The sequence below is a fragment of the Polyangium sp. y55x31 genome (assembly GCF_029946505.1).
In the GTDB taxonomy this organism is placed as follows: Bacteria; Myxococcota_A; Polyangia; order Polyangiales; family Polyangiaceae; genus Polyangium.
Window position 1 is genome coordinate 47,178 of record NZ_JARZHG010000051.1, and the last position, 13,518, is coordinate 60,695.

The 13,518-nt window shown below is 68.8% G+C and carries 11 protein-coding genes; 4 read left to right on the forward strand and 7 right to left on the reverse strand.

Translation table 11 applies throughout. From position 1 onward, the window contains the following. Positions 1 to 18: 18 nt before the first annotated feature. The 3 genes from QHF84_RS45445 to QHF84_RS45455 all read right to left on the reverse strand — a co-directional run bounded on the left by QHF84_RS45445 (position 19) and on the right by QHF84_RS45455 (position 3,612). The gene (locus QHF84_RS45445) at positions 19 to 1,110 is read right to left on the reverse strand and encodes a hypothetical protein (RefSeq protein WP_281319876.1); all 1,092 of its coding nucleotides are present in this window, start codon (positions 1,108 to 1,110) and stop codon (positions 19 to 21) included. Positions 1,111 to 1,196: 86 nt separating this feature from the next. After that, the gene (locus QHF84_RS45450) at positions 1,197 to 2,732 is read right to left on the reverse strand and encodes a VWA domain-containing protein (RefSeq protein ID WP_281319877.1); all 1,536 of its coding nucleotides are present in this window, start codon (positions 2,730 to 2,732) and stop codon (positions 1,197 to 1,199) included. A 163-nt stretch (positions 2,733 to 2,895) separates the two neighbouring features. Continuing rightward, positions 2,896 to 3,612 (reverse strand): hypothetical protein, encoded by a 717-nt coding sequence (locus QHF84_RS45455; RefSeq protein WP_281319878.1) that lies wholly within the window; start codon positions 3,610 to 3,612, stop codon positions 2,896 to 2,898. 277 nt (positions 3,613 to 3,889) lie between these two features. Here QHF84_RS45455 and QHF84_RS45460 point away from each other — a divergent pair, with 277 nt between their 5' ends. Next, a complete protein-coding gene (locus QHF84_RS45460; RefSeq protein WP_281319879.1) occupies positions 3,890 to 4,594 on the forward strand; it encodes a hypothetical protein in 705 nt (234 codons plus the stop codon). Between the two features lie 7 nt (positions 4,595 to 4,601). Continuing rightward, positions 4,602 to 5,723 carry a hypothetical protein gene (locus QHF84_RS45465; RefSeq protein WP_281319880.1) on the forward strand — a complete coding sequence of 374 codons (1,122 nt, stop codon included), beginning with the start codon at positions 4,602 to 4,604 and terminating at the stop codon, positions 5,721 to 5,723. Between the two features lie 94 nt (positions 5,724 to 5,817). On the opposite strand, the gene QHF84_RS45470 is transcribed toward QHF84_RS45465, so the two are convergent. Then, positions 5,818 to 6,447, reverse strand: a complete 630-nt coding sequence (locus QHF84_RS45470; RefSeq protein ID WP_281319881.1) for a CbiX/SirB N-terminal domain-containing protein — start codon at positions 6,445 to 6,447, stop codon at positions 5,818 to 5,820. After that, positions 6,411 to 8,207 carry a hypothetical protein gene (locus tag QHF84_RS45475; protein ID WP_281319882.1) on the reverse strand — a complete coding sequence of 599 codons (1,797 nt, stop codon included), beginning with the start codon at positions 8,205 to 8,207 and terminating at the stop codon, positions 6,411 to 6,413. The genes QHF84_RS45470 and QHF84_RS45475 overlap by 37 nt, the downstream gene beginning before the upstream one ends. Positions 8,208 to 8,252: 45 nt before the next feature. Here QHF84_RS45475 and QHF84_RS45480 point away from each other — a divergent pair, with 45 nt between their 5' ends. Next, positions 8,253 to 9,665: a hypothetical protein gene (locus QHF84_RS45480; RefSeq protein WP_281319883.1), complete on the forward strand. Its 1,413-nt coding sequence runs from the start codon at positions 8,253 to 8,255 to the stop codon at positions 9,663 to 9,665. Between the two features lie 49 nt (positions 9,666 to 9,714). On the opposite strand, the gene QHF84_RS45485 is transcribed toward QHF84_RS45480, so the two are convergent. Further along, positions 9,715 to 10,218 (reverse strand): thioesterase family protein, encoded by a 504-nt coding sequence (locus QHF84_RS45485; protein WP_281319884.1) that lies wholly within the window; start codon positions 10,216 to 10,218, stop codon positions 9,715 to 9,717. Positions 10,219 to 10,380: 162 nt separating this feature from the next. On the opposite strand from QHF84_RS45485, the gene QHF84_RS45490 reads away from it, so the two are divergent. Beyond that, complete coding sequence (locus QHF84_RS45490; protein WP_281319885.1) at positions 10,381 to 11,526, forward strand: ABC transporter substrate-binding protein; 1,146 nt, start codon at positions 10,381 to 10,383, stop codon at positions 11,524 to 11,526. A 7-nt stretch (positions 11,527 to 11,533) separates the two neighbouring features. On the opposite strand, the gene QHF84_RS45495 is transcribed toward QHF84_RS45490, so the two are convergent. After that, positions 11,534 to 13,447, reverse strand: a complete 1,914-nt coding sequence (locus QHF84_RS45495; RefSeq protein ID WP_281319886.1) for a hypothetical protein — start codon at positions 13,445 to 13,447, stop codon at positions 11,534 to 11,536. Positions 13,448 to 13,518 lie beyond the last annotated feature (71 nt).

Below are 13,518 nucleotides of genomic sequence, written 5' to 3' on the forward strand. Positions count from 1 at the left end.
CCGATCCCCGCGCGGGGGTCAACGAAAGAGGCCGAGCTGCAGGGACGAACAGGGCTTGCCGTCCTGGGAGACGAGGCCGGCGAACTGCTTCACGGGCGGATAAATGTACCCGAACAGGATGCACATTTCGTTGAGCCCGAGGCCGTAGTGGACCTCGACGTCGCGCGTGTTGTCGAACAGGCACGCGTGGCGGATCGCGGTGACGCCCTCGAGATCGAGCGGCGGATCGTAGTTTCGGATGTCACTCGCGAGATCGTAGGTGCCGTCCTCGTAGACGCGGCGGGAGCCTCCGTCCGCCGTGAGGAAATCCACCGTGAACTCCTGCGCGAGGTCGTGGGTGTGGGGCATGAACGAGACGACGTGGCCGCCGAACACGGTGCACGTCGTGCCGACGCTCTCGGTCGTGTGCGGCGGGATCGAGAAGTCCGAGATCTGCACGACGAACGGGGCGACCTCCTGCGTGAGCTCGTCTTTCGGCATCGTGAAGAAATCGTAGGCGAGCTCGATCCGCTGCGGCTCGGTTTTCGTGTTCAGGAAATGGATGCTCGTCGAGATCTCGCGCGTGGTGTCGAGCACGTAGCCCATTCCCTCGGGGAATTGGATGGTCTCCTCGCCGACCACCTGCGTCGAGTTCGCGAAGAGCACGTCGGGGATGCCGGCGCCCACGTTCGAGAAGGGATCGTCCGCGCCCGGATGGCAGTTCGGATAGGGGTTCGGGCCGAGGTCGGGCTGGACGGGCTTGGCGACCATGTTCGAGTGGTGCAGGCCCGGCGTCGTGTAGAGGCGGCCGCCGTGCACGATGTCGTGCTTGAGCGCGGGGATGGGCCACGAGAGGCAAAACGAGATCTCCTCGCCGGGCGCGAGCGTGCGCGGCGGGGCGACGATCCGGAAGCCGCTCTTCGGCGGGGGCGGGAGCGTCAGATCCTGGAGCGGCTCGCCGTAGGCGACGACGTTGTCGGCGTCGAGCTGCGCGGCCGGCTCGTAACGGCGCACGGGATCGACACATGCGCCGCGAAAGAAGACGTCGTCGCCGAGGCAGAGGGGCTCTTCTGCACCGCATCCGGACGAGAGCGCGGCGACGACGAGGAGAGCGAGGATTCGGATACGCATGATCGCATGATCCCGCGGCTCCGCGCATCGATCCACTATTTCTGGATGAACGGAACGTTCGTCCGGACCGTGCAAAACGAGGAGGATCAGAAGCCGGCGTCGTGCATGGCGGCGGCGTTGATCTCGAGGGCGCGGGCGCGGCGGGCGGCAGGCGCGGGGGGCGCGGCGGCGGCGGAGCCTGCGCTCTGGCGCGCGGCGCTCACATTACGCGCGGCGGCGAGGACACGTTGTTTTTCTTTCTCGTCGCGGACGGTCGCGGCGACCGCATTGAGCCGCTGTTCGGCCTGGGCGAGGGCCTTCGAGGCGTCCTCGAAGCGGCCCGCGTTCACGTCCTGCGCGGCGGCGATGGAGATCTCCGCGGCCTCGTGCACGGCGGCGATCGTGCGGGCGCGAGCATTTTCCGTTCGCGCGACGACCGCGGGATCGTCGGTCAGATCGAACCGGGCCACGACCTCCTGCACCCGCGGCAAACCCTGCTCCGCCGGGTCGCGGAAGTGCAGGCGCACGCTGGCGAGGGGGCGCGCGCCGCTGGCGGTGGGGGTTTGGGGCGCAGGACGCCGAAGGCGATCCGAAGCCCCAAGCGTCGACTCGGCATCGTCGACCCGCACGCGCACGGCCATTTCGCGGTGCTGGCCGCCGAACATGGCGCCGAGGGGCACGCGCATGCCGCCGCCCGCGACGGGCGTGGCGCGGGCGCCGGCGACGGAGAGGATGGTGACGCCCGGCGCGGGGACGATTTCCACGACGGCGTCGGTGGCGCGCGTGCCGGCGAAGAGGCGCGTCTCCTCGGCGAGCACGTTCGCCATGTCCTCGGGCGAGGCGAGGTGGTGCATGCGACCGCTCGATCGAACGGCGAGCGTGTTCAAGGTGCGCTCATCGTAGTCGAGGCCGACGCCGAGGGCCGTGACCTGGATGCCGCGCTCGGCGCCGGTCTCCGCGATCGCGCCGAGCAATTCGGGCGAGGTCGGGCCGACGGTGGCGACGCCGTCGGAGATGACGACGACGCGGCGAACGGGGTGCGAAGACGGCGCGGAGGCGACGCGCAGCTCGGCGAGGCGCAGGCCGTCGAAGAGGTTCGTCCCGCCCGCCGCGCTGAGGTGATCGATGACGGCGTGCATGGTCCTGCGCGTCTCGGGGTCGAGCGGGAAGGGCGCGATGCGGTCCTCGGCGGTGTCCGAAAAGGCCTGGATCGAGACGATGTCGCCGTCGGGCAGGCTGTCGACCATGCGATGCGCGGCGGCGCGCGCGTGCTGGATCTTGGGGCCGGACATGGAGCCGGACGTATCGATGACGAGCGCGAGCGCGCTCTTGGCGCGGGCGATCTTGGCGGCTGTGGGAACGTCGACCCACACGCCGAGCAAGGTCTCGCGCTGGCTGCGGAGAATGAAATCACTCGCGGGCGCGGCGCCGATCCACGAGGCATTTTCGCGAGGCGCGTCGCTCGCGGGTCCCTGTGCGGCGTCGCCTCCGGAGGCCATGACGAGCGTCGTTTGCGCGGGCGTCTTCGACGCAGCCGCTGCATCACTTTCGTGCGTCGGGCTCGCGGCGGGGGCTTGCGGGGCGGCGGTGGCGCACCCGGCGAGCAGGGTGGCCGTGAACAAAGCAATCACCTTCGGTAGCATCGTCGGCTCCTCGTTGGGGGCGCGCCTCGCGGGAGTGGCCAGCTCCTCGGGCGCGGCGGCCCGACCTCTTACGGACGAGAGGGGCGAACGATCTTCCGGATGCGGAGAAGTCGGCGGGCGGCGGGCGAGTCGAGGAAGCCGCGATTCGCGTGGTGCGCCCGGCTCAGGGCTCTTCGTTCGTCCCGGCCGTTTCGTCCTCGCTCGTGCCTTCGCTCGGCTTCTCGCCCTTCAGGAAGAACGACTCCACGAAGTCCCGTTGCCCCGGGAACAGCGCGCCGAGCGAGCGGTGCACGCGCTCGAGCTCCAATCGCAATCGGCCCTTCGCGACGAGCTCCTCGGAGCGCTCCTTCGACCAGCCCATCTGCGCGCCGTCATTGGCGTGGATCGCTTGTTGCGCGCGCTCGGCGGCGTCCTTCAACTTGCCCACGAGGGCCGCGCGTTCGCCAAAGTCTTCGCCGGCTTCGAGGCGCGCGGCCGCCTCGTTCGCGCGCTTGGGGCGCTGGTCGATCGGCGCGCGCGAAAAGCCCGTGAGCAGGCCCGGCAGGAAGGAGAGGACGGCGGGGTGCTTCTTCGAGCCCCCACCGAGGCGAATCGTGACGAGCGCGAGCGCCTCGTCGATTCTGCGCTTGAGCAAGACGAGCGTCGCATTCTGCTTGGCCTGCGCGGAGGGGCGGCCGAAGAGCTGGGCCTCCTGCGTGTCGCGCGCCTCCTTCAGGAGGGAGTCGATATGGGTCTTGAGGGAATGCGCGAGCTTCTCGATCTCGGCCCGCTCGGTCGGCTTGAGGTCCGGAAACTCCGCCCAGGCGCAGAGGGAAGACCACGAGAAGGATGCAAACGTGAGGAGAACCCAGGAGGAAGCTGTCTCATTGGGCAGGCGCATGGGGAGGAGGCTCCGGGAAGGTTGGAGAACGAACAGGGAGGCGGGAAGGACGCTAACGAAAGCGGAAAGGGGGTGTCAAGGCAGAGGAGAGGCGGCAGACGGGGCGTTGCAGGAGGGTCAGGGAGGCGGGGAGGAGGGTCGTGAAGAGCCCGGGTAGGTGCAGGGAGGGAGCGAGGAGCGGCGTGAAGGGGTTCGGAGGGGGTCGTGGGCTCGGTGCGTTGACGAAAACCGGCACTCCTGGTCGCATGGGGGCATGTCGTTACCGAGCATACGAACCATGCTCTCCTTGGGGCTCCTCGGTTGCGCGACGTTATCGCTCGTGCCGCTCGGCTGCGGGGCCAAGATCACCTATCCCGCGGCGAGCGAGGGCCCGCGTGTGCCGGATGCCACCGCCGAGCGGCTGCGAGCGTGCGTGGATGAGTTCGGCAGCGATCTTCGCGGGGGATATTACGTGTTCGACTACACGGTGAAGGTCGACGAAGAGGGCCGCGTGGTCGATGTGGCGTCGAAGGGCGTGCCCCACGCGGATCTCGCGGGGTGTACGCGGCTCGCGCTGCGCGCCATGACGGTGCCGGAGGACCTCCTCCGGCTGCGCAAGTTGCGCCTGTCCGCGTCGCCCGCTCCGTCGGCCGAGCGTGGACTCGTCGGGCACCCGGCGCTCGTGGTCGTGGCGATCGCCCTCGCCGACCTCATCATCGAGGCGGCCCCCATCGTCGTCGTGATCGCCGCGTCGGTGGAGATTGGCAAGTCGGAGATTGCGGAGGTAGGTCGAAAGAAGTCAGGCCCGGTGTCCTGTCAAGACCATCTCAACGCTTGCCTGCGCTGGCCTCAGGCAGACTTGCCAGGGCATGTCGAAGGCAATAAGAGGTGTGCCACGTGCTTTGAGTTGTGCAATGGCAGCGGAACATGGCCCAAAGGATTCGAATTGACGGATGAGTCATGGGCGTCCTGCATCTACCCGCATATCAGATGGTACTATTAGGACAGATATGGTTACGGAAGTAGAAACAATCGCTCAACTCCTCTCGGAGTTCGGGAAGGCGCACGACGCCCTCCTGGTCCGATCGCTGGAGCGGAACCGGACCTTCGCCGAGGCCGTCGACGACTACCGCCGGCTCGAAGCGGAGTTCGTGGCGCGCGCAGGCGACAGCGAGCTCGGCGTGCTCGAGACGAGGCGACGCATTGCCGAGGCCATCCTCTTGCTCGCGAACGAAAAACATCCGCCCTTCGAGGTCTGCCGCGAAGCGTGGAACGAGCTCGTTCGCCTCGGCTTCACGAACATTCACGTCAGGTGCATGAAGACCTGGTGTTACGCGGAGTGCTGCCGGTATGACGAGAAGCCCGAAGAGGGGCTCGCCGTGCTCGAACCCCTCATCGCCGAGCTCGAGCGCGGGCTCGAGGAAGCCAAGGCGGCGAAGCGCCGCACGGGCTTTTACGAACAGGAGCTCGAGCGCTTGGGCGACCTTCGGGGCGCGCTCCTGGCCCAGCAAAGAGGCCAGCTCAACCCGGAGCGAAGTACCCGGCGGCTCGACGAGGCGCACCCTCCCACCCCGGAAGAGGAGAGGAGCGATGCGGTCTGGGACGAGTTCTCCAACGCGCGCAGCGCCGTCGTCAAGACCTTTGCAAGGACGCAGGAGCGGAGCTTCGCCGACGTCGCCGCCGACTACAAACAGATTGAGGCGGATTTCACGGCGCGCGCCGGCGAGGGCGAAGCCTCAGTAGACCTCGTGCTCAGCATGCGGCGGTGCATCGCCGGAGACCTCCTCTGGGCAGCCTCTCAGCTCGAACAGCCCTTCGAGGTCTGCCGCGATGCCTGGAATGAGGTGGTCCGCCTGGGCTTCACGGACCTCTGGGAGCAATGCCTGAAGGCGGAGACACACGTGGAGTCTTGCTTGCGCACCCACAAGCCCGAGGAGGGCCTCGCCGTGCTCGAACCCCTCATCGGGGAGCTCGAGCGTGGGCTCGAAGCGGAGCTTCGGCGGCGGAGCGAGGCGCAGGCGAAGGGCGAAGTCCCGATGCAGGCAGGCCTGACCCCGAAGTATTACCGAGACATGCTCAGGTCTTTGGGTGAGCTCCGGGACAAGCTCGAAGCAGCGCGCAAGGGCCCGTGAGCACGACCGCGCGTGGACGACGGCGCCCGTGGGCTTGACGTCTCGCGAGGGTTTGTCGTACCGTCACTCCGACGCACGGAGGCGGGACGACGAATCAGCGCTCCCGATCGCGGTCTATCCAGCCCTGATCGACACCGCCTGGTTCCACTACGCCGGAGCGATCCACCTCGCCGCGCTCGGCGGTGAAATAACCGCTCTCGCGTCGTGGGCGCGCCATCAACTGCCGCGTATGGGCGGCGAGCATGGCTGCGATCGCGCGGAGATCGTAAGGCCAGGCGTAGAGGACGGAGACGCCCGGGTGGCGCTCGCGGACGCGCGCGAGGGCTTCGGGAATTTCGGTCTCGGAATGAATGCCGCCCGGCGTGAGCATGGACGGCACGACCGTGAGCATCTTCGCCCCGGCCGCAATGGCCTCGTCCGCGGCATCTTCAATGGTTGGTGCACAAAACTCGTTGTACGCGACGAACAACGCGGCCGGCGCGACGAGGGGCCGGAGGGCTTCGGCGAGGGAGAGAAGGCCCTTGCGGTAGGGATCGTTTGCATCCGTGCGGGGCCAGGTGCGGATGCGGTGATCGAGCTCGATCTCCTCGGCGGACGGCGGGCCGCCGGTCGCGTGCCTGCGACCTTCGAGGGATTTCCAGCGCGTGACGAGCTCCCGCGGGCAATCCTTCGCCGCCGCGCCGTGCCCTACGAGGATGACTGCCTGCTCGATCTGCGATGCCATGGGTTTCTCCTGCGATGGTGCCGAAGGAAGAGGAGCGTGAGGAAACCGAGGGCCGGCGGAAGGGTCGATGCGCTGGTTTGTCCAGGCAGACGACAGGAGCAACCCTCCCCTGCCCCGGGATCACGTCCGCCGCCGCTTCCGCTGCTGCTTCCGCCGCCGCTTCCGCCTCCGCCTCCGCCGCCGCTTCCGCTTCCGCCTCCGAAATCGATCACGACTTCGGCCTTCGCGACGACGAACGGCGGCGAGGCGCCCACCGATTCATAAATTGCGAGAAGCTCCTGCCCGCTCGAATCCGTGACGTTGGCTGCCGCGAGATGCTCGACGTATTTCCGTGTGATCGGTTGATACAAGACCCGCGCGGAAACGGTCCTCTCCCCCGTCACGCCCGCCGGCGCCGCCACCGTGAACGTCGCCTCGTCAAAGGAGCGCACGCCTCCTGCGCCGTCCCCGTAATCGATTTCCCCCGTCGGACGCGTCGTGGTCGTCGGGACGAACCCCTTCGGCGGGATCCGTGTATCCGAAAGGATCATGTCGTGCCGCGCGAGATCCTCTCCCGGCTCGGCCGCCGCTCCATTCCAGCGTCCATGCTGCGCGCGGTACACCCGCGTCGGCGGCGACGCCTCGATCTCGCCTTTCGCCGCGTCGTACCCGCCCACGAGAAACGTCTCTTCTCCCGTCGAATCGATCAGCGCGAGCGCAATCCACGCGCGCCGGCCCTCGGCATACCCCGTGGGGAACTTGTGCCCGCTGAGGTTTTCCACGCGCACCGTGATCGTAAATGGCTCACCGGGCGCAGCCGAGGCGGGCGCGCTCGTGATTTCGATCTTCGCGGCCGCGGAGAGCGTCTCCTCCGTGCGCGCGAGGGCCAGCGCGAAGGCATCCGGGAACGCCGCGGCGCGCGCGGGGTCCTTGGCCATGACGGCGCGGATGCCGAAAAGGTTTCCGCCGGCAAACACGTGATCACGTGGATCCGGGCGAAGCGGCGCGACGGGGACGGTCGCGACGGGGAATTGTCCCGGCTTGCGGCGGGTATGGCAATCGACGCAGCTTTGCCCGCCCTCCTCGGCGTAGGCGCTCTGCGCCCATTCTTCGTAGGTGGTGTCGAGCGGAAATGCGAGGGCCGTCTCCACGCCGTCCGCGTCACGCAATCGCCTCCCGGGGTTCGTCACCTGGTGGCATTGCCCGCAAAATGCCGAGCTCGCGAGCGCCTCGGCCGCGGCCGTCCCGTGCACCTGCGCCACGCTGTCGGCATACGGGCCCCGTTTGTCGAGGTCGTCGTCGTACACGATCTGCGCATCACCGCGGTAATACGGCGCGTCGGGCGGACCCGAGGTCACGGCGCGGTGGCAGGTGTCGCAGCCGACGCCTTGCATGTCGACGGCGTCGAATGCGCTGCCGTCGGGCGGGGTCGCGTGTCCCCGGACGAACGCGATCGGCGAATGACAACGCAAGCAAAACGTGCCCACGCCGGGTTCGTCCTGGTTCGCAATCGTGAGCGCCGCGCGAAAGACGGGATCCCGCGCGGCGTTTCCCATCATGGTGCCGGCCCACCCGTCGTGCGGGAGGTACGTGCGGTCGCCCTCGTGACCACCGCCATGGCATAACGCGCAGCCGTCGGCCCCCTCGAACAGGCTTCCCGGGCCGAGCTCTCCGGGCTTCGTGCCCGCGAGATCCTCGAAGCCCGCGGACGCGGAGGCGGGGAGCACGAGCGGCAAGAGGGCGGCAAACGCGACGCGGGCGAGCCCTCGGAGATCCGGCATGCCCGCTTTGTAGCACGGGCTCGTCTCGTGATAACGTCGGCCATCATGCGTCACGCCCGGACGACCTCGTTTGCCCTCCTGTCCATCTTCACGCTCGCCGCTTCGATCTTCGGGGTCGCGACCACGGAGTCCGGATGCGCCAGCGCGACGCCCTGCGAGATCAACAGCGACTGCATCGAGGGCGCGTGCGTCGACGGCGAGTGCAAGCGCGAGTGCGCCGACTCCGAGCGCGACTGCCAGCCCGGATTCCGGTGTTATGCCGGCCAGTGTTTGCCCGACGACGGCCAAGGCGGCGCCGGGCCCGGCGCAGGCGGCATGGGCGGTAGCGGCGGCATGGGCGGGACCGGCGGCATCGGCGGAATGGGCGGCGCGACGAGCTCGAGCGCTTCGTCGAGCAGCAGCAGCGCTTCGTCGAGCAGCAGCGCTTCGTCGAGCAGCAGCGCTTCGAGCGGCTCCGGTGGCGGGGGCGGCGGGCCGACGAAGGGCGAGCTCGATCTTTGCGCGGCCGACGGCGAATGCGAGGCGGGGCTCACGTGCGAGCCGATGTGGAAAAACGGGCCGAAGCGCTGCACGCGCGCCTGCGTCTCGGACGGGGGCTGCCCGAGTGGATTGCGCTGCAGCGCGGCGGGCGCCGAGAAATATTGCGCGATGAGCGACGTCGGGAAGGCGTGCGCGAATGCCGCGACCTGCAATTTCGGCTGCCTCGAAGGCCCGGGGTATTGCACGGTGGCATGCGCCACCGGATCGGATTGCCCGAACGGATACGGGTGCATGCCCGTCGGCAGCCCGCCCACGAAGGTCTGCGTGAAAGCCGAGGCCTACTGCGAATCGGGCAACACGTCCGCGTGTATCGTTCCGGCCGCGTGTGACACGAGCTCGCTGCTCGTCGGGGCCTGCACGCTCGCGTGCACGACGAACGCCGATTGCCCGCAGCGGGCCTCGCTGCTCGCGCCCTGGACCTGCTCGAATGGCCTCTGCACGCGGCCGCCGGACGTGTACGGCCCGATGCCCGGCGGGAGCGCGCCCACGGAGTGGCATTGTGATCCGTTCGGCAACGCCGTGAACCTCTGCAACGACGCCCAGCACATGAACTTCCAGGCGTTCTCGATCCCGCCGCCTCCGGCCGTGAACTGCGCCTCGTCCGTCACGTTCCAGGGCCAGGCCGGGGACGCGTGCGTGAATTCGTGCCGGTACCAGGGCGGCTGCGGCTTTGGTTTTTCCTGTACGGCCGTGGGCAACATCCAGGGCGGGCGCATCGGCCTCTGCCTGCCCGCGGGCTCGGGCGAGGTGGGCGCGGCTTGCGCGAACGACACGCAATGTGTGTTCGGGTATTGCAATAACGGCAAATGCAGCCGCGATTGCACGGCCGACGGCGTGTGTCCGAATGGAACGACGTGCACCGCCGCCGGGGGCGCTTCGCCGAACGTGGAGGGGATGCCGTTCCGGAAGTGCCTCTGATCGTCGGACGGGAGATCCTGGGACGCCCAACCTTCCGAGCACCAAGCGATCAGAGCGTGTCGCGCGCGTCCGGATCGATCCTGCGGATCGCGTCGCGGAGCACGTCCGGGATCGGGGCCGGCCGGTTCGTGCTCGAGGCGAGTAGCACGACGACGGCGCTCCCGGTCGCGACGACGGCCTGCTGGGACGTCGAGGTCACGCGGTAATCCATGGTCAGGCTCGTGCGGCCGAGGCGGGTCGTCTTGCCCTCGACGCGCACCGTGTCGGGCCAGAAGACGGGGCGGAGGAAGTCGGCGGTCGTCGAGGCGAGCACGGGCTTCTGCGGCGCGCCGCTCGACATGTCGACGCCGATCAGGCGCAGGTAGGCGAGCCGCGCCTCCTCGAACCAGGCGAAGTAGCGCGTGTTGTTGACGTGCCCGAGCACGTCGAGATCACCCCAGAGCACGGTGATCTCCTGACAAACGGAGAACCGCGTGCCCACCGGGGGAGCGGGGGGCGCGAACGTCGTGGAGCTGCGCCCGGTGGGCCTCTCGAAGCGATCGGAAGAAGACAAGGCAACCTCGTGGATCAGATGCCGGGCTCGCCCGCCGTCGCGATCGCGGAACGCACCCCCGCACGGAGCGTGGCAGCGTAGTTTCCGCGGCGTCAAGCCTGTGGCATGCTCCGCCGCAGGAGAGCGAGGACAATGCTCGGACGACGTCGTTGGATCGGGACCGTGGCCGGCCTTTGTTTGCTGTCGGCGCTCGGGGTGGGATGCGGCAAGAAGGAGAACGGGGGCGCGGGACCTGAGCCTGGCTCGAACGAGTGGAAGGTGGGCGCCTACCTCAGCCTCTCCGGCGCCGAGACACAGTTCGGCAAGGACACGCAGGAGGGCACCGAGCTCGCGGTCGAGGAGATCAACGCGAAGGGCGGCGTGAAGGGCAAGAAGGTCCGCGTGCTCTTCGAGGACGACAAGTCGAACCCGCAGGAGGCCTCGAACAAGGTCCTGCAGCTCATCAACCGGGACAAGGTCGTCGCGCTGCTCGGCGAGGTCGCGTCGTCGCGCTCCAAGGCCGCCGGCATCGTGGCGAACAAGAACAAGATCCCGATGATCTCGCCCTCGTCGACGAACCCGGACGTGACGAAGGTCGGCCCGTTCGTCTTCCGCGTCTGCTTCACGGACGACGTGCAGGGCCAGATGGGCGCGCGGTTCGTGAAGAACAAGCTGAACAAGAACAAGGTCGCGCTGCTCTACGCCTCGGACGACCTTTACTCCTCGGGGCTCGCGAACGAGTTCAAGAACGAGGCGAAGAAGCTCGGCATGACGGTCGTCGCCGAGAAGAGCTTCCTCAAGAGCGAGACGAACTTCACGACATACCTGAACGAGATCAAGAGCGCCGAGCCCGAGGTGATCTACGCGCCGGTCTACTACAACGCGATGGTGCCGATCGCGCGGCAGGCGAAGGCCGCGGGGATCCCGGGGAACATGTTCGTCGGCGGCGACGGCTGGCACTCGGACTCGCTCGTGAACGACGCGGGCGAGGAGATGGAGGGCGCGTACTTCACGAACCACTTCTCGCCGGACATGCCGTCGCCGAACTCGCAGGCGTTCGTGAAGAGATACGTGGAGAAGTTCAAGCGCGATCCGAGCGCGCTCGCAGCGCAAGGCTACGACTCGGCGATGCTGCTCTTCGACGCGATGGGCCGCGCGAAGGGCGACACGCCCGAGGCGATCCGCGACGCGATCGCCGAGACCAAGGATTTCCAGGGCGCGACGGGCGCGATCACCATCGACGCGAACCGCAACGCCGAGAAGCCCATCGTGATCGTGCAGATCAAGGGCAAGAAGTTCACGTACTTCGACACGGTCTCCGCGAAGTAGCCCGATCTCAGCCCGACACGACGAGAGGCCGGGCGGCGGCGCGCGCCGCTTCGGCCTCGGCGAGGGCCTCTTCCTCGGCGCGCGCATCACGATCGTTCGTCGTTTCGAGGGGCGTGTCCTCGGGCGTCCGTTCCATCGCGGCGAGCGCGGTCGGCGCGACGGTCTCCATCCAGCGGCGCACCGGCGCGTACGTGCGGAGCTCCCGCTTGATCCGCGGGATCTCCCCGGCGCCGGCCGCCTCCGGGTTCGTCGCGGCGCGCACGGCGTCCACGAGCAATTCGTCGCGCGCGTAGAGCGGCAGATCGAGCCCGGCCCGCGCGGCAAGCTCCGCGGCGCCCTTCAGATCGCCCTGCCGGAGGCGCGAGAGCAGGCGCACGCGGAAGAGGGCGCGGCTCTTGTAGGGGTACGCCGGGGGCAACGAGGCGAGCTCGGCTTCTGCCTCCGCGTGTCGATCCATGGCTGCGAGGAGGAAGGCGCGCTCGCTGACGAGATCGGGCAGGAGGATGTCGGAGGTCGAGATCCGGACGGCGTACTTCGTGAGCCGCGCGAGGCCACGATCGCAGCGCTCGAGCGCGAGCCGGAGATCACTCTTCCTCTCGGCGACGAGCGCGAGCGAGTGATCGGCCTGCGCGGCGATGATCGGGAGGCGGCTCGACGTGAGGCGCTCGAGCGCCGCGCTGCCCGCGTCGAAATCCCCCTTGGCGACGAGGTTCAGCGCGGCGAAGAGATCATGCGACTCCTTGCGCGCCCGGTAGAACCAGTAGACGCGGGAGCCAATCAGCGCGGCGAAGACCACGAGGCAGATCAGGCCGAGCGGCAGGGTCGGATCCCACGGCTCCTCGGGAACGTCTTCGTAGCCGCTCCCGCTCCCTGCGCCCGAGGGCGAGAGCGCCAGGTAGACGGCGCCCAAGACGGCCACGAGCGCGGCCCAGAGCACGATGACCCGGCCGACCTTGTGTCCGGTCTTCGTGGGCGCGCTCTTCGCGGCCGCCTTGCGCGCCTCCGCGACGGCCACCTTCGCGGCCTCGGTGGCCTCGGCCGCGGGCAGCTCGCCGGTTTTGTCGGGCTGCGCGCGGCCCACGTCGGCGAAGGGCGCGGCCTCGGGCACGACCTGCGCGATCCAGTCGGCGAGCGGCGGCTCCTCGCTGCCTTCGTCGCGCTTGCCGCCCTTGCGATACACGCTCGTCGCGGTCGTCTCCAGCATGCGCTGGAAGGCCCGGACGATCGTGCGCTCGCGGCGATCGGTGGCGTCGAACAGCAACTCGTGGTGCGTGACGAGGTGCGCGCGCAAGGCGTCACGATCGCCCGATCGTTCGAGCAGGATCGCCTCGGCGAGGGCGGCCCGGCCGAGCGCTTGGGGCAGGGCATCGGGGCTCTTGCGCACGGCCTCGATGTCCTCGCGCGCGCCCGCGCGATCGCCGCTCGCAGCGCGCAAGAAGGCGCGGATGGCGTGGGCCGCCGTGATCTGCATCCGGATCTGCGCACGCTGGAGGACGCCGTGGGGGGTCGCGATGCATCGATCGAGGTGCACGAGGGCGGCAGGAATGTCGCCCCTGCGCATGCCGACGAGGCCGCGCTGGATGGCAGCGACGCACGCGAGGAGGGGACTCGGTCGGTTCTGCTCGACGAGATCGAGGTGCGCCTCGGCCTCGGCGAGGCGGCCGCGGCTGATGAGATCGAACGAGGTGTTGACGATCTGCACGCCCGCGCCGACCCGGCGCCCCATGAGGCCGAAGAAGGTGAACACCCCGCCGAGCACGGCGCAGAGCGCGCCGAGGATCACGATCCCCACGCTCGTCGCCTCGAGCAGGACGAGCAGCGTGAAGCTGTAGAGCATCATGACCCCGCCCAAGACGACGAGCGTCGTGTGGTAGCGATGGGTCGCGTGGCGGGGCACGTGTTTCGGGGCAGGTGCGCTCATCGTGGAGGTCGGGCCGGCCGCGGCACTCCCCGCGGCGCGCCTTCGGCCCCATCCTAAGCCGAGATGTCCCC

What these genes read in the sequence shown, in the direction of transcription:
- QHF84_RS45450 (WP_281319877.1), bottom strand. Translation starts at nt 2,732, where the DNA reads ATGCTACCGAAGGTGATTGCTTTGTTCACGGCCACCCTGCTCGCCGGG.
- QHF84_RS45445 (WP_281319876.1), bottom strand. Translation starts at nt 1,110, where the DNA reads ATGCGTATCCGAATCCTCGCTCTCCTCGTCGTCGCCGCGCTCTCGTCC.
- QHF84_RS45460 (WP_281319879.1), top strand. Translation starts at nt 3,890, where the DNA reads ATGCTCTCCTTGGGGCTCCTCGGTTGCGCGACGTTATCGCTCGTGCCG.
- QHF84_RS45455 (WP_281319878.1), bottom strand. Translation starts at nt 3,612, where the DNA reads ATGCGCCTGCCCAATGAGACAGCTTCCTCCTGGGTTCTCCTCACGTTT.
- QHF84_RS45480 (WP_281319883.1), top strand. Translation starts at nt 8,253, where the DNA reads ATGCGTCACGCCCGGACGACCTCGTTTGCCCTCCTGTCCATCTTCACG.
- QHF84_RS45470 (WP_281319881.1), bottom strand. Translation starts at nt 6,447, where the DNA reads ATGGCATCGCAGATCGAGCAGGCAGTCATCCTCGTAGGGCACGGCGCG.
- QHF84_RS45465 (WP_281319880.1), top strand. Translation starts at nt 4,602, where the DNA reads ATGGTTACGGAAGTAGAAACAATCGCTCAACTCCTCTCGGAGTTCGGG.
- QHF84_RS45475 (WP_281319882.1), bottom strand. Translation starts at nt 8,207, where the DNA reads ATGCCGGATCTCCGAGGGCTCGCCCGCGTCGCGTTTGCCGCCCTCTTG.
- QHF84_RS45495 (WP_281319886.1), bottom strand. Translation starts at nt 13,447, where the DNA reads ATGAGCGCACCTGCCCCGAAACACGTGCCCCGCCACGCGACCCATCGC.